This is a genomic window from Parazoarcus communis SWub3 = DSM 12120, from assembly GCF_003226565.1.
GTDB lineage: Bacteria > Pseudomonadota > Gammaproteobacteria > Burkholderiales > Rhodocyclaceae > Parazoarcus > Parazoarcus communis.
In genome coordinates this window covers 276,917-302,325 of sequence record NZ_QKOE01000005.1, presented here as the reverse complement: position 1 = coordinate 302,325, position 25,409 = coordinate 276,917, and the positions used below count along the sequence as shown (strand labels likewise).

General features: G+C 61.8%; 21 protein-coding genes. 5 read left to right on the top strand and 16 right to left on the bottom strand.

The genetic code is table 11. The features are described from left to right. Positions 1-35: 35 nt before the first annotated feature. The 3 genes from DNK49_RS09945 to DNK49_RS09935 form a co-directional block, all read right to left on the bottom strand. On the bottom strand, positions 36-1,775 hold the full coding sequence (locus DNK49_RS09945) for a potassium/proton antiporter (RefSeq protein ID WP_110524177.1): 1,740 nt from the start codon (positions 1,773-1,775) through the stop codon (positions 36-38). Between the two features lie 121 nt (positions 1,776-1,896). Beyond that, the gene (locus DNK49_RS09940) at positions 1,897-2,535 is read right to left on the bottom strand and encodes a response regulator transcription factor (RefSeq protein WP_110524176.1); all 639 of its coding nucleotides are present in this window, start codon (positions 2,533-2,535) and stop codon (positions 1,897-1,899) included. After that, positions 2,510-5,221 (bottom strand): PAS domain S-box protein, encoded by a 2,712-nt coding sequence (locus DNK49_RS09935; protein ID WP_110524175.1) that lies wholly within the window; start codon positions 5,219-5,221, stop codon positions 2,510-2,512. Before DNK49_RS09935 ends, DNK49_RS09940 begins: the two co-directional genes overlap by 26 nt. 361 nt (positions 5,222-5,582) lie before the next feature. Between DNK49_RS09935 and DNK49_RS09930 the strand changes: the two genes are divergently transcribed. The 4 genes from DNK49_RS09930 to lpdA all read left to right on the top strand — a co-directional run bounded on the left by DNK49_RS09930 (position 5,583) and on the right by lpdA (position 13,293). Continuing rightward, entirely contained in the window at positions 5,583-6,797 is a 1,215-nt protein-coding gene (locus DNK49_RS09930) for an ABC transporter substrate-binding protein (protein ID WP_110524231.1), read from the top strand. A gap of 368 nt (positions 6,798-7,165) precedes the next feature. Further along, positions 7,166-9,847, top strand: a complete 2,682-nt coding sequence (aceE, locus tag DNK49_RS09925) for a pyruvate dehydrogenase (acetyl-transferring), homodimeric type (RefSeq protein ID WP_110524174.1) — start codon at positions 7,166-7,168, stop codon at positions 9,845-9,847. Between the two features lie 20 nt (positions 9,848-9,867). Then, positions 9,868-11,508 (top strand): dihydrolipoyllysine-residue acetyltransferase, encoded by a 1,641-nt coding sequence (gene aceF / locus DNK49_RS09920; RefSeq protein WP_110524173.1) that lies wholly within the window; start codon positions 9,868-9,870, stop codon positions 11,506-11,508. A gap of 12 nt (positions 11,509-11,520) precedes the next feature. Further along, positions 11,521-13,293 (top strand): dihydrolipoyl dehydrogenase, encoded by a 1,773-nt coding sequence (lpdA, locus tag DNK49_RS09915; protein ID WP_110524172.1) that lies wholly within the window; start codon positions 11,521-11,523, stop codon positions 13,291-13,293. Between the two features lie 107 nt (positions 13,294-13,400). On the opposite strand, the gene DNK49_RS09910 is transcribed toward lpdA, so the two are convergent. From DNK49_RS09910 to flgB, 13 genes are all read right to left on the bottom strand, one after another. After that, positions 13,401-13,835, bottom strand: a complete 435-nt coding sequence (locus tag DNK49_RS09910; protein WP_207806940.1) for a hypothetical protein — start codon at positions 13,833-13,835, stop codon at positions 13,401-13,403. 48 nt (positions 13,836-13,883) lie between these two features. Further along, the gene (locus DNK49_RS09905; protein WP_110524171.1) at positions 13,884-14,930 is read right to left on the bottom strand and encodes a hypothetical protein; all 1,047 of its coding nucleotides are present in this window, start codon (positions 14,928-14,930) and stop codon (positions 13,884-13,886) included. A gap of 13 nt (positions 14,931-14,943) precedes the next feature. Then, positions 14,944-15,861: a flagellar hook-associated protein FlgL gene (flgL, locus tag DNK49_RS09900; protein WP_207806939.1), complete on the bottom strand. Its 918-nt coding sequence runs from the start codon at positions 15,859-15,861 to the stop codon at positions 14,944-14,946. A gap of 35 nt (positions 15,862-15,896) precedes the next feature. Then, complete coding sequence (flgK, locus tag DNK49_RS09895; protein WP_207806938.1) at positions 15,897-17,258, bottom strand: flagellar hook-associated protein FlgK; 1,362 nt, start codon at positions 17,256-17,258, stop codon at positions 15,897-15,899. 2 nt (positions 17,259-17,260) lie between these two features. Continuing rightward, positions 17,261-18,277 carry a lytic transglycosylase domain-containing protein gene (locus tag DNK49_RS09890; RefSeq protein ID WP_110524168.1) on the bottom strand — a complete coding sequence of 339 codons (1,017 nt, stop codon included), beginning with the start codon at positions 18,275-18,277 and terminating at the stop codon, positions 17,261-17,263. A 14-nt stretch (positions 18,278-18,291) separates the two neighbouring features. Continuing rightward, complete coding sequence (locus tag DNK49_RS09885; RefSeq protein WP_165843301.1) at positions 18,292-19,452, bottom strand: flagellar basal body P-ring protein FlgI; 1,161 nt, start codon at positions 19,450-19,452, stop codon at positions 18,292-18,294. Beyond that, positions 19,449-20,108 carry a flagellar basal body L-ring protein FlgH gene (gene flgH, locus DNK49_RS09880; RefSeq protein ID WP_110524167.1) on the bottom strand — a complete coding sequence of 220 codons (660 nt, stop codon included), beginning with the start codon at positions 20,106-20,108 and terminating at the stop codon, positions 19,449-19,451. The genes DNK49_RS09885 and flgH overlap by 4 nt, the downstream gene beginning before the upstream one ends. Before the next feature lie 4 nt (positions 20,109-20,112). Then, entirely contained in the window at positions 20,113-20,898 is a 786-nt protein-coding gene (gene flgG / locus DNK49_RS09875; protein WP_110524166.1) for a flagellar basal-body rod protein FlgG, read from the bottom strand. Between the two features lie 13 nt (positions 20,899-20,911). Beyond that, positions 20,912-21,640 carry a flagellar basal body rod protein FlgF gene (locus tag DNK49_RS09870; RefSeq protein ID WP_110524165.1) on the bottom strand — a complete coding sequence of 243 codons (729 nt, stop codon included), beginning with the start codon at positions 21,638-21,640 and terminating at the stop codon, positions 20,912-20,914. An 8-nt stretch (positions 21,641-21,648) separates the two neighbouring features. Then, positions 21,649-22,836, bottom strand: a complete 1,188-nt coding sequence (gene flgE / locus DNK49_RS09865; protein ID WP_110524164.1) for a flagellar hook protein FlgE — start codon at positions 22,834-22,836, stop codon at positions 21,649-21,651. A gap of 72 nt (positions 22,837-22,908) precedes the next feature. Continuing rightward, positions 22,909-23,574 carry a flagellar hook capping FlgD N-terminal domain-containing protein gene (locus DNK49_RS09860; RefSeq protein ID WP_110524163.1) on the bottom strand — a complete coding sequence of 222 codons (666 nt, stop codon included), beginning with the start codon at positions 23,572-23,574 and terminating at the stop codon, positions 22,909-22,911. Next, the gene (gene flgC, locus DNK49_RS09855; RefSeq protein WP_110524162.1) at positions 23,574-24,002 is read right to left on the bottom strand and encodes a flagellar basal body rod protein FlgC; all 429 of its coding nucleotides are present in this window, start codon (positions 24,000-24,002) and stop codon (positions 23,574-23,576) included. Before flgC ends, DNK49_RS09860 begins: the two co-directional genes overlap by 1 nt. After that, positions 24,002-24,358: a flagellar basal body rod protein FlgB gene (gene flgB / locus DNK49_RS09850; RefSeq protein ID WP_110524161.1), complete on the bottom strand. Its 357-nt coding sequence runs from the start codon at positions 24,356-24,358 to the stop codon at positions 24,002-24,004. The genes flgC and flgB overlap by 1 nt, the downstream gene beginning before the upstream one ends. Positions 24,359-24,605: 247 nt before the next feature. On the opposite strand from flgB, the gene flgA reads away from it, so the two are divergent. Continuing rightward, positions 24,606-25,304 carry a flagellar basal body P-ring formation chaperone FlgA gene (flgA, locus tag DNK49_RS09845; protein WP_165843300.1) on the top strand — a complete coding sequence of 233 codons (699 nt, stop codon included), beginning with the start codon at positions 24,606-24,608 and terminating at the stop codon, positions 25,302-25,304. Positions 25,305-25,409 lie beyond the last annotated feature (105 nt).

Sequence of the window (25,409 nt, the reverse complement as noted above, 5' to 3'; positions counted from 1 at the left end):
CGGCAAAACCCGTCAGACACGCACGAAAACCGGCCTCAAGGCAACAGACTCGGACACTTCAGGCCAACCTGGGTGATCACCCCGCGGGCATCCATCTCACGCACGGTCAACACAAAAGCGCCGATCTTGAGCCGGTCGCCGACGACTGCACGCCGCCCCAGCCGGGCCCGCATCATGTCGCGCAGCGATAGCGCGGACTCGTGATCCTCCAGCACAAAGCCGTAGGCCTGGGCCAGCTCACCCGCCAGACATTCGGGATCGACGATGAACTCGCCAAAAAACGAGGCGTGTGCAGACAATTCGTTGGCCGCATTGGCAGTAAACGCATGCGCCAGCGACTCGGCATATTCGTCAGCAGCGGCAAACCAGACGGAATCCCCTTCCTGCAGCCGGGTATCAATCTGCAGCGGCAGCAGCTTGCCGCGCCTGACAACCGACACACAGCGCACGGCCAGGCCGCCCCGGGCGGCAGCAATATCGTCCGGATGCCGGCCTTCTGCGGCCGAACCTGACACCACCTTGTACTCCAGCAGGTCCAGTGCCGCCTTGTCACCGACCCAGACCTCACGCCGATCAACCGGCTCGTCCTGCGGCGGCACCTCGACCTTCAACCAGCGCGCCGCCACCGGCACTGTGGCCCCCTGCACCAGCAAGGACACCAGCACGACCGCAAAGGCGACATCGAACAACAAGCGCGAATCCGGCACGCCCATCATCACTGGCACGATCGCCAGCACGATGGGCACTGCCCCGCGCAACCCCACCCAGGACACATAAGCCAGTTCGCGTGGCTGGTACTTGAACGGCCACAAGCCAATCACCACCGCGATCGGGCGGGCGACCAGCATCAGGAATACCGCCATCGCCAGCGCCTCTGCCGCATGATCCAGCAGCAGCGACGGCGTGACCAGCAGGCCCAGCACCAGAAACATGCCCGCCTGCGCCAGCCAGGCCAGGCCGTCCATGACCCTGAGCACGTGCTCGGTCGCATGGCAGCGACGGTTGCCCACGACCAGCCCTGCCAGGTAAACCGCAAGAAACCCACTGCCCCCGGCGAGATTGGTTGCCGCAAAAACCATCAGCCCGCCGGAGACGATCAGCAGGGCATAGAGCCCCTCGGCCAGCTTGAGCTTGATCAGCAAACGCGCCAGGATCAAGCCGCCGATGCCGCCCATCAATGCACCCAACGTCAGCTGCTCGAAAAGCATGGTGAAGAAACGCCACCAGCCGGCCTGCTCCGGCATCAACAGCATCTCGACCAGAATGGTGACCAGAAGGATGGCCATCGGGTCGTTGGCGCCAGACTCGATCTCAAGTGTGGCCTTGACCCGCTCGTTGAGCCGGACCCCGCTATTGCGCAATAGCGCAAACACCGCCGCCGCATCGGTTGAGCCAACGATCGCAGCAAGCAGCATGCCCATCCGCCAATCGACATCGAGCAACCAGGTCGCGAAGACCCCCAACAACCCCGCGGTACCAATCACCCCCCAGCTCGCCAGCACCGTTGCCGGCCACAGGGCAACCCGGAAGCTGGCAATTCGCGTCCGCAGGCCACCGTCCAGCAGGATGACGGCAAGGGCCAGGTGGCCTACCAACGTTGCTGAAGCAAAATCATTGAACCGAACACCGCCGGGCCCTTCCTCGCCGGCAAGCATGCCGACGATCAGAAACAGCAACAACAGAGGTAAGCCAAGGCGCGCCGAAACCGTGCTTGCCAGCACGCTGATGAAGAGCAACACCCCGGCCAGCAGGAAAAGTCCATTCAATGCGGTCATGGATGAAACATATCATGCCGTCTGGCGGAAACCCATCCGGAAACACCACAGCATCGTCCATCACCGGCGAAAAACAACCCAACGGCAGCCAGCCGCGCCCAGGCCACTACTGCAAGCCGAATCAGCGCCCCAAGGCTGCAGGCTCCACGGTAACCACATGCTGGACAAGCTCGGCAAGCGAGTGGGCACCCATCTTTTCCATGACCCTGGCGCGGTGGACTTCGACCGTCTTGATCGAGATGCCAAGCACGTCGGCGATCTGCTTGTTGAGCTTGCCGGCGATGATCAGGTCCAGCACCTCACGCTCGCGCTGGGTCAGGTGCTCGAGCCGGCGGGCGGTATCAGCCTCAAGCTTGCGCTTGGAGCGGCTGGCACGCTCCTGCTCCAGGCATTGGGCGATCAAACGCAACATTTCCTGATCGCCGAAGGGCTTCTCGATGAAGTCGACCGCGCCTTTCTTCAGCGCAGAAACGGCCATCGGCACATCCCCATGACCGGTTATGAAGATCACCGGCAAGGTGCAGCGCCGGCGCCCCAACTCTTCGAAGAGCTCCAGCCCACTCATGCCAGGCATGCGTACATCCAGCACCAGGCAGCCGGAAAAAGTTTCGCGATAGGCTGCCAGAAAAGCCTCGGCGGAGTCGAATGCCGAGACCGTGTAACCGCTTGACTCCAGCATCCAGACCAGGGAATCGCGCAGGGCCTCGTCATCATCGACGATGTAGATCTGCTGGTCAGGCACGACGTGCGACTCGCTCACTGGCGGCCTCCGTGGGAAGGGTAAAGGAGAATATGGTACCGCCTTCCGGGTTGGCGTCGACAATCAGCCGACCATCGTGGAATTCGATGATCGAACGGCAGATGTTCAAACCCATGCCCATGCCTTCCGACTTGGTGGTGTAGAACGGTGTAAATAGCCGCGCCCGGTCATCCTCGCTGATGCCGTGCCCACGATCGACCACCGCCACCTCCACGGCATGCGGACCACAGGGACGGGCCCGCACCACCAGCGTGCGCTCCTCGGGCAACACGTCGTTCATCGCGTCCAGACCATTACGCACCAGGTTGAGCACGACCTGCTCGATCATGATGCGATCAGCAAACACCAGGGGCAACTCGGCGGACACATCGGCCACCAGTTTGATGCCCAGGCGACGCGCGTCGATCTCGGCAAAGCCCAGCGCATCCTCCAGGATATCGGCGACCTTTACCGCACTACGCCGGGGTTCGCTCTTCTTCACGAACTCGCGGATGCGGCGGATGATCTTGCCCGCACGCTCGGCCTGGAAACTGGCCTTCTGCATCGCGGCCAGCAGGTCTTCCGGCTTGCTGTTGCCGGACTGCATCCGGGTGACACACCCGGCGCAGTAATTGGCGATGGCCGACAGGGGCTGGTTTAGCTCGTGCGCCAGCGTGGAGGCCATTTCCCCCATGGTGATCAGGCGTGAGGTGCGCTCCAGCCGCTCCTCCTGCTGGCGCGAGATTTCTGCGGTCTGCTTGCGGTCGGTGATATCGGTGGCAATGCCCATGCGTACCACCCGCCCATCCACCCAGCGGGTGGCGTGCTCGCGTACGTGGTACCAGCGTCCGGACAAGGGGTGCTGCAGCTCACCGTCAAACAGCTCACGCGGCAGCTCGGCCACGCTCAGGCCACGAGGATCGACCCGGTAGTCACCCCGCTCCGGCTGCGGCACGGCAACCCCACGCACCGTGCGGCCAACCGAATCAAAGCCGTGAATGGCCTTGAACGCCCGGTTGGCAAACAGGATTTCGTCGGTACGTGCGTCCGACACGAACACCGCCGCATCCAGACCATCGAGCACGGCCTCGAAACGCTCATGCGCCGCCTCAAGCGCCGCCCGCACCCGCTTCGGCTCGGTGATGTCGGTCACCGATGCCATCCAGCCGGTCTGGCGACCTGTCAGGTCGATCAGCGGCGACAGATAGAAACGGGCATCCAGGCGCTCGCCGTTCTTGCGCTGGATGCGCATCTCGAAACCGCTGGCCGGCGCCCGGCCCGCCAGCGTCAGCTGCAGGTTGCGGGTGCAGGTCTCGATCTCCTCAACCGGCCAGTACGGGAAAGGCGCTTGCACCCCGACCAGTTCCTCCTCCTCCAGCCCGACCATGCGGCAGAAGGCCGAGTTGACGTAGATGATGCGTCCGGTCAGGTCGATCGCGCGCAGGCCGGTGATCACCGACTCCTCCATTGCCTTGCGGAAGGCTGACTCCGCCCTCAGGGCTTCTTCGGCTGCCTTGCGCCCGGTGATGTCGTGCGCGACGGCATACACCAGCTTTTCGGCACGTACCGGGTTGATGCTCCACACCAACCATTTGAAGCTGCCATCGGCACACAGGCAACGGTTCTCGAACTTGACGGGCTGCCCCGAAGCCAGTTGTCGCAGCTGCTCCAGCGTGGAAGCGACATCATCGCGATGCACCAGGTCGAGCAGCGGCCTGCCGGGCAACTCGACAGGTGAATGGCCAAGAATCCGCTCGAAAGCCGGGTTGCAGCGCCGGAAAGTGCCGTCCAGACCGACCACCGCAAGCAGATCGAGCGACAGGTTGAACAGGCGATCGCGCTCTTTCTCGACCTGAACCCGCCGAAACACATGCATGCGCAACAGCCACAGGCTCCACAACACGATGACCGACAGACCAACGATCATGGCCGTTGGAAGGGCCTGGGGCAGCTGACCTCCGGTGCGGAAAGCGGTGGCGCGCAGGATGAGGCCATTGCCGGGCGGGTCGAGCGGAATCTCGAAGCTCACGCTCTCGTCGAGATCACGTAAGGTCGAGTTCACCGCCAATGGCGACCCACCTGCGTTCTGCAGCGTCAGGCGATATTTCTCGGCAAACCAGCCGGGCACCAGATGACGCACCATGCGCTCGATCGAATAGACGCCGACGATTGCCCCCCGAAACTCGCGTCCGTGGCGTATGGGCACATGAACCTCGAGCACGGTAACGCCCCGGGGATTGGCGTATGCCGCACCATAGCTGAGTCGACCGGACTCCCGCGCGAGCTGGAAGGTCGGCGACTGAAAGGACGACAAGGCCTCGCCAGCGAGCCAATCGGTCGTGTCGAAGGGTGCAGACCAGCGCACGACCTCGTCATCGCCCACCCAGGCGATGTTTACCAGTTCGCCGTTGTTGGCAATGTGCTGATTGGCGCGCACCTGAAAGGCATCGGGATCCAGCGTCTGCGCCGCCAGATCGCGGGCGAGTTGGCCGAGAAACTCCTCCGTGCCCTGCATGTGCAAGCGCATCGTCTGCTCGGCCCATTGCACATCGCGCGCCACCGCATTGCGCTGATTGTCCTTCTCGCGCTGCTGCAGCACCCCGACCAGCACCAGCATCGAAAGCGCGAACACCACCACTGCCACATAGGGCGCTGTCCAATACCAACGATTGGGGGTGGATTGTGCGAAATCGTCGGGGACGTTCATGAAAGCCTTGCCGGAGTGTCGTCAGCAGTCGTTAGTCCGAAGCGGAAAAACGTGCGAAATGACGTCGCATTGTTGCCGTCGGGCCGGCTTGAAGACATCGGGAAATACCCTAGGAGGCTGTCGGACTTGAGCGATCGTAGCGAGCCGAGGGGGAAAACGAGGACAGATTCGGCTGTTTTTGAGGCGCATAGTCATTCCATGCAACGAAAAAACGGGCAGATATGGACCGTTTCTCCCACTGGCGCAGCAGATCGGCCTCAAGCCCGACAGCCTCCTAGAGGCTGCCGGACAGGGGCCGGGTCGGAAGCGCTTGGGGTTTCCGCCAATTTTTGGCGGGGCCTGTCGCGAACACAATGTGAAGATGTCTCGACGCACCGCCCTCCGGCATCTGCTCGCACTGGCTGCCATGCTGATCAGTCAGCCGGGCGGGGCAGCAACGGCTACGCTGCCTCCACCACCGATCCGTATTGGTGTTTCCGGCCCCTTCACCGGTGGCTCCAGCCCGATGGGTATCTCGATGCGCGAGGGCATCCGCATTGCAATTGCCGAGATCAATGCTGCCGGCGGCCTGCTGGGGCGGACAATCGAACTGGTCGAGCGTGACGACGAGGCACGCAACGAACGCGGCGCTCAGGTCGTCCAGGATTTGATCAACAAGGAAGGCATCGTCGCCGCATTGGGCATCGTCAACACGGGCGTGGCGCTGGCAAGCCAGCGCTATTACCAGACGGCACGCATTCCGATGGTCACCTCGGTAGCCACCGGCTCGCTGATCACCAAGCAGTTCCAGCCGCCCGAGTTTTCCGAGAACTACATCTTCCGCGTATCGGCCCACGACACCCTGCAAGCCGCAATGATCGTCAAGGAAGCGACCGAGCGCCGAGGGTTCCGTCGCATCGCCATTTTTCACGACGCCACCAATTACGGACAACTCGGCCGTGAGGATCTCGAACGTGCGTTGGACAGGATTGGCATCAAGCCCGTCGTCGTCGAGCGCTTCCAGATCCGCCAGGCTGACATGACCCCGGCACTACTGCGTGCCCGCCAGGCCGGCGCTGAAGTCATCCTGACCTACGGTATCGGACCGGAGCTGGCCCAGATCGCCAACGGCATGGCCCGGCTGAACTGGCGGGTACCGATGATCGGCAGCTGGACACTGGCGATGTCCAACTTCATCGACAATGCCGGCCCCAATGCCGAAGGCGCACGCATGCCGCAAACCTTCATCCAGGCACCCGACACCCCACGGCGGCAGGCATTCCTGCAGGCGTGGCGAGCACAAACGGGCACCGAGAGAATTCCGGTGCCACCTGCCGCCGCACAAGGGTATGATTCTGCACTCTTGCTTGCAGCAGCAATACGGCAGGCTGGCAGCACCGAGGGCGAGCGCATCCGTGAAGCGCTGGAAAACCTCGACACTCGGGTACACGGCGTGATCATGGATTATGATCGCCCCTTCTCGAAGGCCCGCCACGAGACCTTCACCTCGCCTGAGCAACTCTTCATGGGCGAAGTCCGCAAGGGTCAGGTGGTCCATGCTTACGAGCAGGACCGGCAACGAGTCAGGCAGCAATGATCGCCACGCCAGCACCACACTTTCCCGATCGGCCGGGGGAACTCTCCCTCCCTCCCTCACCCCCGGCCGATTTTTTTCCCGACCGATGTCCCGACAGGGCTCGCGCAGCGATGCGACGAGCCCTGTCTGCTTTTCAGCCCACGTTTCGCCTTCGGCTCGCAAGGGACGTCGGCCTCAAGCGCTTCACCCCGATTCACCGACAGGAGGCGACAACCTGATTCGCATCATAAAAATATTGCACAATGCGAAACAACGTTTTATAGTTCGAAACAGCAACCGGGCTTGTATCGGTTCGGTCGCGCGCGCAATACGCACCCCTGCCCTACCCGGGTAGAACCTGCCAACCAAAAGTCATGAGGAGACAGACCATGACCGGAACATCAAACGTCCTTCTGAAAACCGACCCGGATAGCCAGGAGACGCAAGAATGGCTCGACGCCATCGCCGCCGTAATCGAACATGAAGGCGCCGAACGCGCTCACTACCTGATCGAAAGGCTGATCGACAGCGCGCGCGAGGAAGGCATCAACCTGCCCTATTCCGCGACCACCCAATACATCAACACCATCCCCGCCACCCAGCAGCCCAAGTACCCGGGCGATGCGGACATGGAGATCAAGCTCCACTCCTACATCCGCTGGAACGCGATGGCGATGGTCGTTCGCGCCAACAAGCACACCAACGTCGGCGGCCACATTGCTTCGTTCGCTTCGTCCGCCGCGCTGTACGACGTCGGCTTCTCGCACTTCTGGAAAAGCCTCGACCACGAAACCGGTGGCGACCTGATCTACTTTCAGGGCCACTCGGTGCCGGGTGTCTATTCGCGCGCCTACATGCTCGGTCGCCTGACTGACGACCAGATGGACAACTTCCGCCAGGAAGTCGACGGCAAGGGTATCTCGTCCTATCCGCACCCCTGGCTGATGCCCGATTTCTGGCAGTTCCCCACCGTTTCGATGGGCCTCGGCCCACTGTGCGCGATCTACTCCGCACGCTTCATGAAGTACCTCGCCAGCCGCGATCTGATCGACGCCAAGAAAGCCGAACAGCGCAAGGTGTGGGCTTTCCTCGGCGACGGCGAAACCGATGAGGTTGAATCGCTTGGCGCCATCGGCATGGCCGGCCGCGAAAAGCTCGACAACCTGATCTTCGTCATCAACTGCAACCTGCAACGGCTGGACGGCCCGGTGCGTGGCAACGGCAAGATCATCCAGGAACTCGAAGCCGAATTCCGCGGCGCCGGCTGGAACGTCATCAAGCTGATCTGGGGCACCCACTGGGATGCGCTGTTCGAGCGCGACAAGAAGGGCATCCTCAAGAAGCGCATGATGGAGTTGTGCGACGGCGAGTATCAGACCTTCAAGGCCAAGGATGGCGCCTACGTGCGCGAGCACTTCTTCAACACCCCGGAGTTGAAGGCACTGGTCGCCGACTGGACCGACGATGAGGTGTGGAACCTGAACCGCGGCGGTCACGACATCTTCAAGATCTTTGCCGCCTACAACGCCGCCGTCACCCACAAGGGCCAGCCGACGCTGATCCTGGCCAAGACCATCAAGGGCTTCGGCATGGGCCAGTCGGGCGAGGCAATGAACATCTCGCACCAGCAGAAGAAGATGGACGTGGACGCGATCCGTCGTTTCCGTGACCGCTTCGGCCTGCCGGTGCCGGACGACCAGCTCGCAGAGCTGCCCTACCTGAAGTTCCCGGAAGACTCCGCCGAATACAAGTACATGCGCGAACGCCGCATGGCCCTGGGCGGCTTCCTGCCCACCCGCCGGCGCAAGGCCGACGCCCTGACGGTGCCGGCACTGGATGCCTTTGGCGCACTGCTGAAGGCCTCCGGCGAAGGCCGCGAACTGTCCACCACAATGGCCATCGTGCGCATCATGAACACGCTGCTCAAGGACAAGCAGATCGGCAAGCACATCGTGCCGATCGTGCCCGACGAGAGCCGCACCTTCGGCATGGAAGGCATGTTCCGCCAGTACGGCATCTGGAACCAGGAAGGCCAGAAGTACGTCCCCGAAGACCATGACCAGCTGATGTTCTACAAGGAAAGCCAGACCGGTCAGGTGCTGCAGGAAGGCATCAACGAAGCGGGCGCCATGGCTGACTGGATTGCCGCCGGCACCGCCTACAGCGTGCATGGCGTGCAGATGGTGCCGTTCTACATCTTCTACTCGATGTTCGGCCTGCAACGCACCATGGATCTGTGCTGGGCCGCAGCCGACCAACGCACCCGCGGCTTCCTGATTGGTGGTACGGCCGGCCGCACTACACTCAACGGCGAAGGTCTGCAGCACGAAGATGGTCACAGCCTGTTGCTGGCCAACATGATTCCGAACTGCATCAGCTACGACCCCACCTTCCAGTACGAAGTGGCCGTCGTCGTGCAGGACGGCATGCGCCGTATGTTCGCCGAGCAGGAAGATGTGTATTACTACATCACGGTGATGAACGAAAATTACGAGCACCCGGAAATGCCCGCTGGTGCCGAAGCCGACATCATCAAGGGAATGTACGCCTTCCGCAAAGGCGCCGACAGCAAGGGCCCGCGTGTGCAACTGCTGGGTTCGGGCACGATCTTCAACGAAGTCATCGCAGCGGCGGAACTGCTCAAGAACGACTGGGGTGTCGAGGCCGACCTCTGGGGCTGCCCGAGCTTCAACGAACTGGCCCGTGACGGCCAGGACGCCGCGCGCTGGAACCTGCTGCATCCGCTCGAGGCACCGAAGAAGTCGCACGTCGAGCAAAAGCTCGACGGCGCGGTCGGCCCGGTGGTGGCTGCAACCGACTATATCAAGCTGTTTGCCGAGCAGATCCGTCCCTTCGTCAAGAACACCTACGTCACCCTGGGTACCGACGGCTTCGGCCGCTCCGACACCCGCGAGAAGCTGCGTCACTTCTTCGAAGTCGACCGCCACTGGGTCACGCTGGCTGCACTCAAGGCGCTGGCTGACGAAGGCTCCATCGAACGCGACAAGGTCGCTGCTGCACTGGTCAAGTACAAGCTTGACCCGAGCAAGCCGAACCCGATGTCCGTCTGAGCGCTGAAGGAGACAAGAACATGAGCCAATTGATTGAAGTGAAGGTTCCGGACATCGGCGACTTCTCCGACGTGCCAGTGATCGAGCTGTTCGTGAAGGTCGGCGATACCATCAAGGTCGACGACGCCATCGCCACGCTGGAGTCCGACAAGGCCACCATGGATGTGCCCTCCTCCGCCGCTGGCGTGGTCAGGGAAATCCTGGTCAATGTCGGCGACAAGGTGTCGCAGGGCAGTCTGATGATCAAGGTCGAGGCAGCTGGCGCGGCCGCCGCTGCACCTTCTGCCGCGCCTGCAGCTGCACCAGCCCCTGTCGCAGCGCCGGCCCCGGCAGCCGCAGCCGCGCCGGTAGCCGCCACAGGAGGGGGCGTGGTTGACGTCACCGTCCCTGATATCGGCGATTTCTCCGACGTGCCGGTGATCGAGCTGTTCGTCAAGGTCGGCGACACGATCAAGGTCGACGATGCCATCGCCACGCTCGAATCCGACAAGGCCACCATGGATGTCCCCTCCTCGACCGCCGGCGTGGTCAGGGAAGTGCTGGTCAAGCTCGGCGACAAGGTGTCGCAAGGTACGGTCATGATCAAGGTCGAGACTGCCGGCAGTGCGCCCGCTTCAGTGGCGACACCTGCCGCTGTTGCACCGCTTGCTGCAGCGCCCGCCGCAGCGCCGGTGTCGGTCCCCGCTGCCACTCCGAGCGCCTCCGCAGCCCCCTCTGCAGTCAAGCTGGGTGGCAAGGTGCATGCCAGCCCGTCGGTGCGCGCCTACGCCCGCGAACTCGGGGTCGACCTCGCCCAGGTCAAGGCCAGCGGCCCGAAGAACCGCATCCTGAAAGAAGACGTCACTGCCTTCATCAAGGGCGCGATGAGTACGGGTGTGGTACCGGGCAAGACCCCGGCCGCAGCCGCCGTCGGCAGTCTGGGTGGCGGGCTTGACCTGCTGCCCTGGCCCAAGGTCGATTTTTCCAAGTTCGGTGAAGTCGAGGTCAAGCCGCTCTCCCGCATCAAGAAGATTTCCGGTCAGAACCTCGCCCGCAACTGGGCGATGATCCCGGCGGTGACCTATCACGAGGATGCCGACATCACCGATCTGGAAGCCTTCCGCGTCCAGATGAACAAGGAGTTCGAGAAGTCCGGCAAGAAGCTCACCATGCTCGCCTTCATCATCAAGGCCTCGGTACGTGCGCTGCAGGAATTCCCCGAGTTCAACACCAGCCTCGACGGCGACAACCTGGTCTACAAGAAGTACTTCAACATCGCCTTCGCAGCCGATACCCCCAATGGCCTGGTGGTACCGGTGGTGAAGGATGCCGACAAGAAGAGCGTGTTCGACATTGCCGCTGAGACCGGCTCGCTGGCCAAGAAGGCACGCGACGGCAAGCTCGGCCCCGCCGACATGTCCGGCGCCTGCTTCACCATCTCGTCGCTGGGCGGCATTGGTGGCACCTACTTCGCGCCCATCGTCAACGCACCCGAAGTCGCCATCCTCGGCGTCAACAAGTCGGTGATGAAACCGGTGTGGGATGGCAAGCAGTTCGTGCCGCGCCTCACCCTGCCGATGTCGCTGACCGCAGATCACCGCGTCATCGACGGTGCGCTCGCCACCCGCTTCAACGTCTATCTCGCTCAACTGCTGGCCGACTTCCGTCGGGTCATGCTGTAAGGAGGCCGCACCATGAGTCAGATCGTTGAAGTAAAAGTCCCCGATATCGGTGACTTCGACGCGGTTCCAGTCATCGAGTTGTTCGTCAAACCCGGCGACAGCATCAAGGTGGATGATGCCATCTGCACGCTGGAATCCGACAAGGCCACCATGGACGTCCCCTCCTCGGCCGCTGGCGTAGTCAAGGAGGTACTGGTTGCACTGGGCGACAAGGTCAGCGAGGGTGCAGTGCTGATCAAGGTGGAAGCGGCCGCTGCCGGTGCCTCTGTGGCTGCAGCCGCGCCCACAGCCAGTCCGGCGCCGGCAGCCCCCGCTGCCGCGCCCAGCGCCGCCAGCCACGGCGGCAGTGCGGATGTCGAATACGACATGGTCGTGCTGGGCGCGGGCCCCGGCGGCTATTCCGCGGCCTTCCGCGCCGCCGACCTCGGTCTCAAGACGGCCATCATCGAGCGCTACGCCACCCTGGGTGGCGTGTGCCTGAACGTCGGCTGCATTCCGTCCAAGGCGCTGCTGCACGTCGCTGCAGTGATCGAGGAGGCAGAACATATCGACACCGCCGGGATCCAGTTTGCCAAACCGACCATTGATGTCGACGCGCTACGCAAGCACAAGGACGGCGTCATCGGCAAGCTGACCGGTGGCCTGGCGGGCATGGCCAAGGCGCGCAAGGTGGATATCATCCGCGGTTACGGCCACTTCCTCGACCCGCATCACATCGAGGTCGAAGAGACCACCGGTAGCAGCCAGGACAAGACCGGCGCGAAGAAAGTCGTCAGGTTCAAGCAATGCATCATTGCCGCCGGTTCTGCCGCGGTGCACCTGCCTTTCATCCCGCGCGACCCGCGCATTGTGGACTCCACCGGCGCGCTCGAGCTGCGCCAGGTGCCGGGCAAGATGCTGGTCATCGGTGGCGGCATCATCGGCCTGGAAATGGCGACGGTGTACTCCACGCTGGGCGCACGTATCGACGTCGTCGAGATGATGGATGGACTGATGCAGGGTCCGGACCGCGACGCAGTCAAGGTCTGGGAGAAGCAGAACGCCCACCGCTTCGACAAGATCATGCTCAAGACCAAGACCGTCGCCGTCGAGGCGAAGGACGATGGCCTTTACGTGAAGTTCGAAGGTGAAGGCGCGCCGACCGAGCCGGTACGTTACGACATGATCCTGCAATCTGCGGGCCGCTCACCCAATGGCAAGAAGATCGGCGCCGACAAGGCGGGCGTCATCGTGGGTGAACGCGGTTTCATCCCGGTGGACGCTCAGATGCGCACCAATGTGCCGCACATCTTCGCCATTGGCGACGTCGTCGGCCAACCCATGCTCGCCCACAAGGCGGTGCATGAGGCTCACGTCGCCGCCGAAGTGGCCGCCGGCCAGAAGGCCGCATTTGATGCGACCGTGATCCCCGGCGTTGCCTACACCCATCCGGAGGTGGCATGGGTCGGCTACACCGAAGCACAGGCCAAGGCTGAAGGCAAGAAGGTTGAGGTCGCGAAGTTTCCCTGGGCGGCCAGCGGTCGCGCAATCGCCAACGGTGCCGACTACGGCTTCACCAAGCTGATCTTCGACGCCGAAAGCCATCGTGTGATCGGCGGCACCATCATCGGCCCATCCGCTGGCGACATGATTGGCGAAGTATGCCTGGCGATCGAAATGGGTGCCGACGCGGTGGACATCGGCAAGACCATTCACCCGCATCCCACCCTGGGCGAAACGGTAGGCATGGCGGCTGAAGTGGCACATGGCAGTTGCACCGACCTGCCGCCGATGCGCAAGAAGTAGGCCGGCCTCGATGCAGCATGACGGCCCGTGCGGAAGCGCTTCCGCACGGGCCGTCATGCTAAATGAAGCCTTTGAACTCCCGGGGTGCGGAGCTTGATGCCCCCAAATCAATCGCCCTGGCGACAGTCCCTTACACTCTGGGTAACAACCCCCACCAGGCCTTCGAGATCAGCACGTGCAAGGGCGCGTTCGTCCAGTTTGCGCCGTGCTGCAAGCGGCAAATCTTCGAAACTGATCAAGCCACGGTCAATCAACACGATCACCACATCCTCCAGCACCCTGACCATATCCAGATCGGTTTCCTTCAGACGCGACAAGCGGTTGTGGACTTCTTCCTTGGTTGCCAACCAGCGCGCAAGCTCTTCGCTTTCAACCGCGAGCGTATCGGTCATCCCATCGAAGGGCTCAGCCTCGACCCGCAACAACAGCCCGTTCTTGTCCCGCTGCACATAGACCATCGCTACCTCTGCCGCCCATTCCTTGATTTGCAGGTTAACCTGTTTCATGAGCATGTAACAGAAGCGACCCAGTGTCCAGTCCATGGTGTATTCCGGTGCGATCACGGCTCCGGCAGTGTAGTTTCGGCAGTATCAGGACAGCAGGCTGACAACCGCGAAACGGTTCAGATTAGCCTGCGAGACAATCGCCTGGGTCACAGCCGCATAGTCGGACCTGGCGCCCTGCATGAGACCGAACACCTTCTGAGCATAGTCCTGGGCCCAGCGTTGTTCATCCGCATCGGTGTGGCGAGCAAGAAAAGCCCGGATTTCGTTCTTACGCTGTGCAATCTGGTCCTCGAGCCGGGCAATCCTGTCCAGGGTCTTGACCACAGCATCGAGCAAGCTGCGCATTGACTGCTCGGAGTCGAGCGACTCCAATGCGGGCAGATCCAGCAGGCGCTCCTCATGCACAGCAACAAACGCGGCCTTCGATGGCAACAACCCACCCTCGCCCTGCACGCCAACCCGCCCGCCATGGCGCTGCCAGTCGGTCTCGCGGATACTGAAACGCAGATTGCCGTGAACATCCAGTTCGGCGCGCATGCCAGCAGGGGCAAACGCGGTATTGAAGCGACGCAGGATCTGCTCGTCACTCGAACTTTCATCAATCGCCACCACCATCGGCTCGGCCTGCATGTTGCCCAGCCGAAACACCAGCGTTTCACTTCCTGCCGCACGCAGCTGTTCGGGTGAGGTCAGCGCATCAATGGAAAAGCGGGTCCGCACCGGCTCGTTAAGGCTCAATCGCAGCGAGGCATCCAGACTACCCGCACTGGCACCCGAACGGTCCTCCAACAATGCGTTAGTCTCGTCGAGTGCGGTGCGGATGGCATGCTCGGAGCGCCCGAGCCCTTGCCTCCCCGCCGAAATCTGCTGGCTCAACGCCAGTTTCAGCTGACGCAGACGCGCGCCGAGATCGGCCAGGAAGCGCTCGGCCGACTGCATTGAGGTTAGTTGCCGATTGAGCTGAACGCTGTAGCCCCCAGCGCGCTTCGCCCCCTGGAATGCACTCTGCCCACCTTCACCCGTCTCAGCCTGAGGGCGTTCGTCCGGCTCAGCAAGCTCACGCCGGACCGGCTGCCGCCTTGTCTGCGGATCAACCGCGCTGACCGCGGACGGCGCCTTGTCGATCTTCATTCCCTGCTCCCGCTCACAACAAGTTGAACAGCGACAGCTGATTGATCTTCAAATACGTTTGCTGTGTCGCTTGTACCGCCAGCTTGTACTCATTCAGATCGATCGAAGCCCCCGCGTAATCCAGTGCGGTCAGCGCCCCCTCGATGCCCTGGTTGACCACCGAGGTGTCGCCCTGACTCTCATCCAGCAGGGTCAGCATGTTCTGCCGTCCCCCCAACTCCGAAACCTGCACCAGTAGCTTGCGATGTACTGCATCGAGCGCGTCAAGCGCGCCACGCACCTGCCCCTTGACCACAGGATCGTTTGCATCGAGGGCGGGGTCCGAAAGCACTGACACCAGGGTGTGAATCTCGTTGAGGAAATCCGCTCCGGGTCCCAGCACCTCCATGACCGTGACGTTCTCATCAATGAGCACACCCGTGGCTACCGCCGCCTGCCGGTGCCGATCGTTACCGGTGACGCTGTACGTACCACTCACGCTGTCGAAGCTCACGGCCGGACGGTCGCTATAGGTGCCTGACAACAGGTAGCGCCCCTCGGTATCACGCACGTTCAGGAAACTGACCAAGGTGGATTCAATATTGCTCATCTCCTCGGCCATGGCCCGCAGTTCGTCCGCACCATTGGTGTCGTTGCCCGCCCACACCAGCAGATCCCGCAGGTTGAGCAAGGTGTCCGAAGCCGCAGTGAGGTTGGTTTCCTGCACTGACAGGCTGCCCGATACCGTCTGGATATTGGTCCGATACTGGGCAATACCGGCTTCCTCGCGCTGCAGGCGCAACACCCGCACACTGGCTACCGGATCATCGGAAGGCTGGATGATGCGCTGACCGGTCGCCATCTGCTGCATCAGCTGCCCCAGCCGGGCGGCATTGGAGTTCATTGAGCCATGCATCATGGCGGCTATCTGGGCATTGGTGATACGCATCATGGCTTCCAGGCAAGGACGGGACGGAGATATAGGATTCAGAAGGCGGCGAGCAGATCATCGAACAGCGCGTTCGCTGTGGTGATGATTTTCATGTTGGCCTGATAGGCTTGCTGGAAATTCAGCAGATTCACCGCCTCTTCGTCCAGGTTGACCGCACTGACCGAATCCCGTCGCGCCTGCGCCTGCGCCTGCACAGTCGTCGCCGACTGCAGATCGGCCTGAGTCTGACGGCTGTCGCTGGCCACCCGACCCAACATGGCCGCATAGGCTTCATTCAAGGTGACCAGGTTGCCGGCCACCGTCAACGGGGTCTGCCCCAACTTGAGCAATTGCAGCAAGACCTCATTGTTGCCAACCTCATCGGCTACGCCAGATAAGGCCAGGTCGGCAGCCGACAGCGGCTGAACCGACAACATGCCGGTGATGCTGCTCGGGTCATAGCTGAACAAGGCGGCGCCCGGATTGCCGTTCAAGTCATAACCCGTCGCCAGGGTATCGTTGACCGTTTGGGATAGGGCCGACGCCATATCGTGCAGGTTATTCAGGACGGACTTCAACGAACCTTGCTCGACCCTGTGCAAACCGCCCAGAGCTCCGCCCAGTCGCGATTGCTGCAGCGGAAACTGAGTCGTCGAAAACGCCAGCGACAGCGCCTGATCACCCGATGGCAAGGTGGCGAGTTCCAGCGTGCTGGCCAAACTGCCCGCCACCAGAGGCTGACCATTGTCGAGAGACACCGTGATCGAGCCATCCTGTGCCTCGAGCACCCTGACGCTGGCGTAGGTGCTGAGATCTTGAACCAGGATGTCGCGATGATCACGCAGCGCCTTCGAGTCCCCCCCCACCGACTCGACCTCAACGATCTGCTGATTGAGCGCGGCAACATTGCTCATCAAGCGATTGGCACCATCGACCATGGCCGATCGCTGTGCTTGCAAGGAGCGGACCTGCGCATCGACATTACCTGCCAGAAGATTGAATCTCGCCGCCAGATTTCCTGCCTCGGAGACCACCTGCTGGCGTAGCGCAGTCGACTCGGGCGTTGTACTCAATTCACTCAGCGCAGCGAAGAAGCGATCCAGCCCCACGCTGATACTGGCCCCATCGCCTGCCATCACCCCTTCCAATGCACTGAGGTATTGCTGGGTGTTGTCGTGATACGACTTCTCAGAGGTCGCGCGCCACAGTTGGTGATTGTAGAAGTCGCTGGAGATACGTCGGATGCCTACCACCTGCACCCCCCCACCGGCACTCAGTCCGCCATAGCCCGGCGTTGATCCCATCACTGTCCCGACACGACTGAACCCTGGCGTATTGACGTTGGCAACGTTGTGGGCCGTCCCGCTCAGTGCCAGCTGGGTGGCGTGCAGTCCGGAATAGGCTATCTGGCTCAGCATGGTCATTGCGACAAGTCCTCGGTTACGATGCGCACGCTCTGGGCAAAAGCCGCCGAACGGGGCGCACCGGCATCTGTTCTTGAAGTCAGGGCGACCGAATGCACGCTGGGCTTAAACCGATCAGCAGAAAGCCCGCCACCCAGTGCACGCCTCGCCATATTCGACTCTCCACCCGGCTCAAGCCCCTGACCACGCAGGCCATCCAGTATGCTGCGGGTGTAGTCGCGGGTTTCCTTGAAGGGAATACGCTCGACCCATTCCGCGACGCCGATCGCACCACTGCGCGGATCACCAAAACGCTGCAGCCATTCGTCCACCCGGCCTGGCCCGGCATTGTATGCAGCCACCGCGAGAGGGCCGGCACCCTCATAACGTTCAAGCATCTTACCCAGGTAGGCCGTGCCCAATTGCTTGTTGTATTCACGATCGGACAACAGGCGGGGCTCGTCATACTCCAACCCCAACGCCTGTGCCATTTCGCGCGCAGTGGCTGGCATCAATTGCATCAGCCCGCGCGCCCCCCGCGGAGAAACCGCGTCGATCCGCCCGCCGGACTCATGAGCAATCACACTATCGACCAGTGCCCGAAAAGCACGACTGCCCTGCTCCCAGACCCGCATCGCGCCTTCCGCACCACGCCGCCAGGTGGCTGCCAGTGGCTGTACCACACTGGCCTGCATGCGCGGCATTGTCGCCACTGCGAGCGGAGCGGGTGCCGGCGCCACCGGCGCCCCTTCACCCGTCAGCTGACGCACGATCATGTCGGCTATGCCCGTCTGGCGCCTGACCGCAAGCTCGTCGGCCAGCGCATCGTCCTGCATATCGCGCAAGGTATCGAGCGAACGGCTACGCATCGGATTATCGGCACCCAATACATCACTGGCTTTACGCATCTGTTTGAGCAACTGACGCAAGAACATTGCCTCGAACTGCTCGGCCACTGCCTCCAGCCGGTTACGCCCGACCGACACCTCGCCCTGCAGACGTGCCGGCGCGGCTGAAAGAAAATGCACGTTCATCGCCCGCCCAACTCCTACATCACAATCAGTTCAGCATTGAGCGCACCGGCGCGCTCGAGCGATTGCAGGATGCTCATGATGTCATCCGGGCTTGCCCCCAGGCTGTTTACCGTATTGACGATGGTTTCCAGATTCGCGCCCTCGGGCCACTGAATCATCGGCTTCACGTCCTGACTCACGGATACATCGCTGCGTGGCACCACCGCCGTCTCTCCTTGGCGGGAGAACGGCGCTGGCTGGCTGACCTGCGGGGTCTCACTGACTGTCACGGTCAAGCTGCCATGCGCAACCGCGGCAGCCTTCACCTTTACCCCCTGACCAATGACAACGGTACCCGTCCGGCTGTTGAACACCACACGCGGCCGGCTACGGCCTTGCGCCACCTGCATGTTCTCCAAGAGCGCCATGAAGGCAGTACGCTGCGAACTGTCGTACGGCGCGCGCACCGAGACCTTTGTTGCGTTGAGGGCAACCGCCGTGTCGGCCCCAAAACGCGTGTTGATCTCATCCATGATTGCATTTGCCGTCTGAAAACTTGGTCGCCGCAAGTTCAGCATGACATCCGGACGTTCAGCAAAATCGCTCGGAATCATGCGTTCTATCGTCGCACCGTTGGGAATCAGGCCGGTATTGGAGCTATTGACCGCCACGCTTGAGCCACTGGCACCTGAAGCATTGACCCCGCCCACAACCAGATCTCCCTGCGCCAGTGCATAAATTTCGCCATCCACCCCGCGCAACGGCGTCATCAGCAACTGCCCGCCACGCAAACTCTTGGCATCGCCAAGTGAAGACACGCTCACGTCCAGCGTCTGCCCAGGGCTATATCCTGGCGGCATGGTCGCGGTTACCGTCACCGCGGCCGCGTTCTTGAGATTGGGGTTGATGTTCGGTGGCAGACTGACACCGAACTCACGCAGCATGTTCGCCACTGACTGCCCGGTAAAACGTACCTGACCGCGGTCACCGGTACCATCAAGCCCGACGACGAGTCCGTACCCAACCAGCTGGTTGTCCCGAATGCCCTCGACGTCGACCAGGTCCATCAAGGCCGAGCGGTCGGCCTGCACCGGCGCAGCGCGTGCAGCTGTACGACCGGATTGCGCATGGCTGTTCAAGACAAACAATCCGATGACGATGGTCATCATGACGTGGCGGATGCGATTCGGCTTCATAACGGGAACCACGGACTGTTGAAGAATCGGGTCAGCCAGCCGGCCGCATTGCTGTCGGCCAGGGCACCACGCCCAGCGTAGGACACCCGGGCATTGGCCACCCGCTGCGAGGACACTTGATTGTGGCGATCGATATCGTCCGGACGCACCAGCCCGCTGAGGCGGATGATCTCGTCACCCTGGTTGAGTTGCAGCACCTTCTCCCCCCTAACCATCAGCGTGCCATCCGGCAACACCCTGTGCACCACCACTGAAATGGATCCACGCAACACGTTTTGCTGTGAGCTGCTGGCCGTGCCTTCGAAACCCCGTGAAGCGGATGCCGAACTCTCCAGCCGGTCGTACTGCTTGCCAAGCACGTTCGGAATACCGACAGACAGATCCGAACTCTTATCGAATGAAGTCCCTGCGCTCTTGCTCGATTGCGTCGCTTCATTAAGCAGGACGGTGACGATATCGCCCAGACGGCCAGCGCGGCGATCCCTGACCAGGGAGTTGCCTTGACCGGCGCGCAGCAAACCACCAGCGGTCGCCTGAGGCACTTCGATCCGGGGCTCGGGCGGTTCGTACAACGCGGAGTCGTCTGGGGACAGCAGCCCATAGGGCTGGCACCCCCCCAGCAACAGCGACACCATCAGCAATACGAAAACCTTCATTTCATCAGACCGTCTGATTGAGGAACTGCTGCATACCCGAGGCCGCATCCAGCACCTTCGCCGACGACTCGTAGGCCCGCTGGATGGCAATCATTGAAACCATTGCCTCCACCACCTGCACGTTCGAGCCTTCAAGCACACCTTGCTTGATCTGCCCCAGGCCATCCTCACCCGGTGCGCCCTCGACCGGCTCACCGCTGGCAATCGTCTCGCGATACAAGTTGCCGCCCAAGGCCTCCAGCCCACCGGGGTTGGCGAAGTTCACCAACCTGATCTGGCCCAGTTCCACAGGCTGGGTCTCTCCTGCCAGCACCGCAGTCACCACCCCGTCGCTACCAACGGTAAAGCGGCTGCTGCCCGCAGGCACTTCGATCGCTGGAACCAGCGGCAAACCCTGGGTGTTCACAAGCATGCCTTCAGCATTGAGCTGCAGCTGGCCGTTTTCGGTGTACAGAACCTCACCCGTTGGCGACTCAACTTGAAAGAAACCCGAGCCCAGAACCGCCAGATCCATCGGCTGCCCGGTTGTCTGCATGCTGCCCTCGGTGAACACCTTCTGCGTGCCCGCCACCCGCACACCGCTGCCAAGCTGAATGCCGGACGGTACGGTATTGACCTGGTCAGCCTGCGCACCCGGCTGACGCTCAATGGTGTAGAACAGATCCTCAAACACCACCCGATCGCTCTTGAAGCCCACGGTATTGACATTGGCGAGATTGTTGGCCACGGTTGCCAACGCCTTGTCCTGAGCCGCCAGACCGGTCTTGCTCACCCACAATGCAGAACTCATTTTCAGGACTCCCTTAACTGCCACGCAGCATGCGGTTGCCGGCGGAGGACAGATCCTCGGCCGCCTTCATCATCTTGACCTGCGCCTCAAACTGGCGACTCAGGCTCATCGTCGTGGTCAATTGTTCGATCGCGGAAACATTGCTCGACTCAAGATATCCGGACTGCAGACGCACCGCGTCGTCCACCACGAAGGGCCGGCCGTCAGTCCGCCCGAGCAGACCATCCAGTCGCTTGCTCACCTCAATCGCAGGAGGATTGACCAGCTTGATCCGACCGACCTCCGCCATTTCCTGCTCACCCCGTGCCAGCACGCTGATCGTGCCATCCGGAGCGATTTCGATCCGGTCATGCGCAGGCAGCACAATCGGACCACCGTCACCAATCACTGCCCGACCGCCAATGGTCAGCGTCATGTCGGCATCCAGCTGCATCGCTCCATTGCGGGTGTAGGCCTCGCCGGTGGCGGTTTCGACGGCGATCAAGCCATTGCCGGCGATGGCAACATCCAGCGGCCGCCCGGTCTGCATCGCCGCACCCGGACGCATGTCCACGCCGACGCCACGCGTCGTCACAAGATGCCGACTGTCATAGCCGTAGCCTTCCACAGCCACCGCCTCGGCACTATCCATATCGGCTCGAAAGCCGGCGGTATTCACGTTGGCCAAGTTGTTGGCCTGCACCTGCAGCGACATCATCGTGCGTGCCGCTGCAGTCATTGCGGTATAGCCGAGCTTATCCACGACCGACCTCAGATGGCATTGAACAGGACCTGGTTGAGCTCCTTACCGGTACTCAACACCCGCGTAGTCGCCTGATAGTTGCGCTGCGCCTCCATCAGCCCCACCAACTGCTGGGTCAGATCGACGTTGGAGCTTTCCAGCGTGCCCGAGCTGATCGACCCGTTCTGACCGGTGCCTGGCACGCCGACCAGCGCTGCGCCGGAATCTTCGGTCTCGGTCCACGCGGTGCCGCCGGCATTGCTTAGCCCCTGCAAGTTGACAAAGTTGGCCAACACGAGCTGCCCCTGCAGCATGCGCTGACCATTGCTATAGGTTGCATAGATCTGCCCATTGGACTCGATTGCCAGTCCGGTCCGTTCGCCCGCGGTATAGCCGCTGGCCGCATTGCGGGTCACGAGGAAGTTGGAGCCGAACTGAGTGCTACCGGTATAGTCCAGCGCCACCGTCATCGGATCTGCGCCAGTCGGAGTGAAGTTCACCGTCGCCGGACCTACCGGAGTGGTCAGTACGCCGCCGGTGCTGAACTCGATCGCCTGAGTCACCCCAAGGGCAGCGCCGTCCACGTAGTAATGCGCATCCCACTGGTTGTCAGCAGTCTTGACGAAGTACTGGGTCAGCGTGTGTTCAATGCCCAAGGAGTCGTAAACCCGGGTGGTGTAGGTGGAATTGTAGGACTCAGCATCTGCAGCATCGAACGGCACCACTGCCGGCACCGACTCGTTGGCGTCAAGGTTGGCAATGAAAGCCAGTGAGTTGGTCGCCTTGGCCGCCAGGTTGCCGTTCTGCAACTGAATGTCGCCCAGCGCGCCGGTCTGCAGATTGCCATCGGCATCGACCGGATAGCCCTGCACCCGGAAACCCGACGCGTTCACCAGATAATTATTGACGTCGGTATTGAGCACACCCGCCCGGGTAAAGACCTGCTCACCGTTACCCGAGCGCATGATCAGAAAGCCCCCACCAGCGATGGCCACATCCAGTGTGCGCCCGGTGGTCGATAGCGTGCCATTCTGCGTCATGCTCTGAGTCTGGCCGATCACCTCCACCCCAATCGCCTGAGACTCGGCATACAGTGCGCCGAAGTTGGTTCGCGAGGACTTGAAACCAGTGGTCGCCGCGTTGGCAATGTTGTTGCTGATCGTGCCGAGTTGCTCGGTCACCGCCTGAAGACTGGAAAGTGCAATATTGAAACTCATGAGGATAGACCTCCGAAGTAATGAGATATTCGATCTGGATGGGGGGGCGCGAAGCGCAGGACCGACTGCGACTCAGGGTGTCTGGCCAAATGCGGCGATCTGATAGAAGGGCACTGAACCGATCCCGCTGACCTCAAGCACCGGCCCCTGCTGACTGACCAGTACCCTATCCACCTCGCCAGCCACGCGCACTGCCGGATACTCCCCGCCGTCAGTCAGTGCCTCGATCTGGTAGCTGCCTGGCGCCAGCCCCAGCGCAAGCGGATCAATATCGAAAGGAACCAGCCCCGGTGCCTGCCCACCCAGACGAACTTCCGTCACGACACCGGCAGCGCTGGTCAGACGGACGACGCTGTCATTGGACGCATAACGCTGATCAAGCATACCGGTCAGCCTCCCCTCGCCGACCTGCACCGACTCCGCCTCCACCGTCACGGTCTTGCCAACCAGTCCGGCCGCCGTCAGCATCTGCAGATTGTCAAGCAGGATCATATTGTTGCGAGTCATCGAGGCCATGTTCTCCATACTGCGAACCTGGGCCATCGCCGCGTACTGGCTCATCATCTGCGTGCTATCCAGCGGGTTGGTGGGGTCCTGGTTGCTGATCTGTGCGGTCAGCAAAGTCAGGAAAGTGTTTTCCACCTGCTGCGCATCGCTCAGGTCCGCTGCCTGCATCACCGCACCGGTCGAGCTTGAGGACTGGCTGCTGGTCGAGGTGCTGTCATATACCGTCGACATCACGCCTCTCCCAGTCGCAGCAAACCCTGCTGCATGCTCTTGACCCGGTTCAGCACCTCCACCCCGGTCTCGAACGAGCGTGATGCAGACATCATGTCGGTCATCTCTTCAATCGCATTCACATCTGCGTAATAGACATAGCCGTTCGCGTCGGCCAGCGGATTGCCTGGCTCATAGCGCTGCGGCACCTCACGCCCTGTCGTCACCACGTCCAGCACCTGTACATGCGCCCCACCCATTCCGAGCGGCCGGGTCAGCTCGCCGTTCTCGTACACCGCGGCAAAGACCGGCTTGCGTGCCCGATACACCGAGTCGGCACTGGATGCGGCAGATTCCGCGTTGGCCAGATTGCTGGCGATGGTGTTGAGCCGGACTGTCTGGGCATTCATTGCCGTACCGGCAATACGGTAGATCGAATCAAATGACATCACTGCCCCTCAATGGCCTGCTTAAGACCACGAAACTTCATGGTCAGAAATGTCAGGCTGGTCTGGAAATCCATGGCATTGCGTGAGAACTCGGCCTGTTCCACATTCAACTCGACCGTGTTGCCATCAAGCGAGGCCTGTGCCGGAACGCGGTACATCAACTCGGGCGCAGCATCGGGTAAACCGGACATGCCGGAGCCGAGCCGTTGCATCTCTCGGGAAAAGTCGATGTCTCGCGCCTGAAATGCGGGGGTTCCCTCATTGGCCAGATTGGCCGCAAGAATCTCACTGCGTTGCATGCGCAGCTCCAGCGCCCGCACATGGACGCTCAGGGATTGTTCAACCGGTATACTCATTGCTTGAACGCCTTGCCGTTATGGACCGCGCCTCGTGCGCGCCAGTGCTGTCTCAGCAGGGTTCGTGCCAGACCTGGATATAATTCATATCCAATTGAATTTAAAGCGATTTAAACCCATGCTCAGACACTACGGCGCATCTGACTTTCCGCGTTCGGGCCGCCGGCAATCCAAAAGGGGAAATCCTGTTTCCGCCTTCCGCAAGGAACCAGAGCTGAGACCCGGTCACCTCTTGGTTGCGCTGAGCATGGTCGCCACCCTGCTGCCCGTTCCAGTCGCAGCCGAAGCAGGCGCCCGTCAGCAGATCGAAACGGCAGTCAGCGCCCATGTCGGCGCGTTGATTGCCGAAACAGCACACAAGGAGGGCTGGCGCGAGGTGCGTCACAACCTGACGATGACACCACTGAGCAACCCGGACGGACTGCCACGATGCTCGACTCCGCTGGAGATCGTGCAGACCAGTGCCCGGCCCTCACCGCTGGACAGGTTGCGCCTGGACGTCCGCTGTCCAGACACCCCAGGCTGGAGCCTGACCGTCAGCACTCAGCAGAACATCGCCCTTGCGGTGCAGACAGTCGCAACATCAGTGGATCGCGGCCAGACCATCGAGGCTCGCCACCTCACCGAGGAAACCATCAACGTCAGTCGGGCACAACGTGGTTTCCTGACCTCCGCCGACCAAGCCATCGGCATGGTTGCCAAGCGCAGACTGCGCGCTGGCCAGGTGCTGACACCCAACCTGCTGGATGCCCCCTTGCCGGTACGTAAGGGCCAGCAGATCCGATTGGTGGCGCAGGACCAAGGCGTTGCGGCCACGACCCTGGGCGAGGCACTGGCCGACGGCCATGTCGGGGAAACCATCAAGGTTCGTAACCTCGCCAGCAACAAGGTAGTGGACGCACGCATCGTGGAACCCGGCATTGCCTCTACCCTGATCCAGCCCTGACGCGACTCACATTCAACGCCATTCGATTTAAGTCGATCCTGGACGCGGTCGCCCTTCGCACTCAGCAGGCGACATCCGCCGGCTCTCGCGACCAACCGCTAAGGG

What these genes read in the sequence shown, in the direction of transcription:
- flgC (WP_110524162.1), bottom strand. Translation starts at nt 24,002, where the DNA reads ATGTCATTTGATTCGATCTACCGTATTGCCGGTACGGCAATGAATGCC.
- DNK49_RS09935 (WP_110524175.1), bottom strand. Translation starts at nt 5,221, where the DNA reads ATGAACGTCCCCGACGATTTCGCACAATCCACCCCCAATCGTTGGTAT.
- flgH (WP_110524167.1), bottom strand. Translation starts at nt 20,108, where the DNA reads ATGAAGGTTTTCGTATTGCTGATGGTGTCGCTGTTGCTGGGGGGGTGC.
- aceF (WP_110524173.1), top strand. Translation starts at nt 9,868, where the DNA reads ATGAGCCAATTGATTGAAGTGAAGGTTCCGGACATCGGCGACTTCTCC.
- DNK49_RS09860 (WP_110524163.1), bottom strand. Translation starts at nt 23,574, where the DNA reads ATGTCGACGGTATATGACAGCACCTCGACCAGCAGCCAGTCCTCAAGC.
- DNK49_RS09905 (WP_110524171.1), bottom strand. Translation starts at nt 14,930, where the DNA reads ATGAAGATCGACAAGGCGCCGTCCGCGGTCAGCGCGGTTGATCCGCAG.
- flgL (WP_207806939.1), bottom strand. Translation starts at nt 15,861, where the DNA reads ATGATGCGTATCACCAATGCCCAGATAGCCGCCATGATGCATGGCTCA.
- flgB (WP_110524161.1), bottom strand. Translation starts at nt 24,358, where the DNA reads ATGAGTATACCGGTTGAACAATCCCTGAGCGTCCATGTGCGGGCGCTG.
- DNK49_RS09910 (WP_207806940.1), bottom strand. Translation starts at nt 13,835, where the DNA reads ATGGACTGGACACTGGGTCGCTTCTGTTACATGCTCATGAAACAGGTT.
- DNK49_RS09885 (WP_165843301.1), bottom strand. Translation starts at nt 19,452, where the DNA reads ATGAAGCCGAATCGCATCCGCCACGTCATGATGACCATCGTCATCGGA.
- flgE (WP_110524164.1), bottom strand. Translation starts at nt 22,836, where the DNA reads ATGAGTTTCAATATTGCACTTTCCAGTCTTCAGGCGGTGACCGAGCAA.
- DNK49_RS09930 (WP_110524231.1), top strand. Translation starts at nt 5,583, where the DNA reads ATGTCTCGACGCACCGCCCTCCGGCATCTGCTCGCACTGGCTGCCATG.
- DNK49_RS09945 (WP_110524177.1), bottom strand. Translation starts at nt 1,775, where the DNA reads ATGACCGCATTGAATGGACTTTTCCTGCTGGCCGGGGTGTTGCTCTTC.
- aceE (WP_110524174.1), top strand. Translation starts at nt 7,166, where the DNA reads ATGACCGGAACATCAAACGTCCTTCTGAAAACCGACCCGGATAGCCAG.
- flgK (WP_207806938.1), bottom strand. Translation starts at nt 17,258, where the DNA reads ATGCTGAGCCAGATAGCCTATTCCGGACTGCACGCCACCCAGCTGGCA.
- lpdA (WP_110524172.1), top strand. Translation starts at nt 11,521, where the DNA reads ATGAGTCAGATCGTTGAAGTAAAAGTCCCCGATATCGGTGACTTCGAC.
- flgA (WP_165843300.1), top strand. Translation starts at nt 24,606, where the DNA reads ATGGTCGCCACCCTGCTGCCCGTTCCAGTCGCAGCCGAAGCAGGCGCC.
- DNK49_RS09890 (WP_110524168.1), bottom strand. Translation starts at nt 18,277, where the DNA reads ATGAACGTGCATTTTCTTTCAGCCGCGCCGGCACGTCTGCAGGGCGAG.
- flgG (WP_110524166.1), bottom strand. Translation starts at nt 20,898, where the DNA reads ATGAGTTCTGCATTGTGGGTGAGCAAGACCGGTCTGGCGGCTCAGGAC.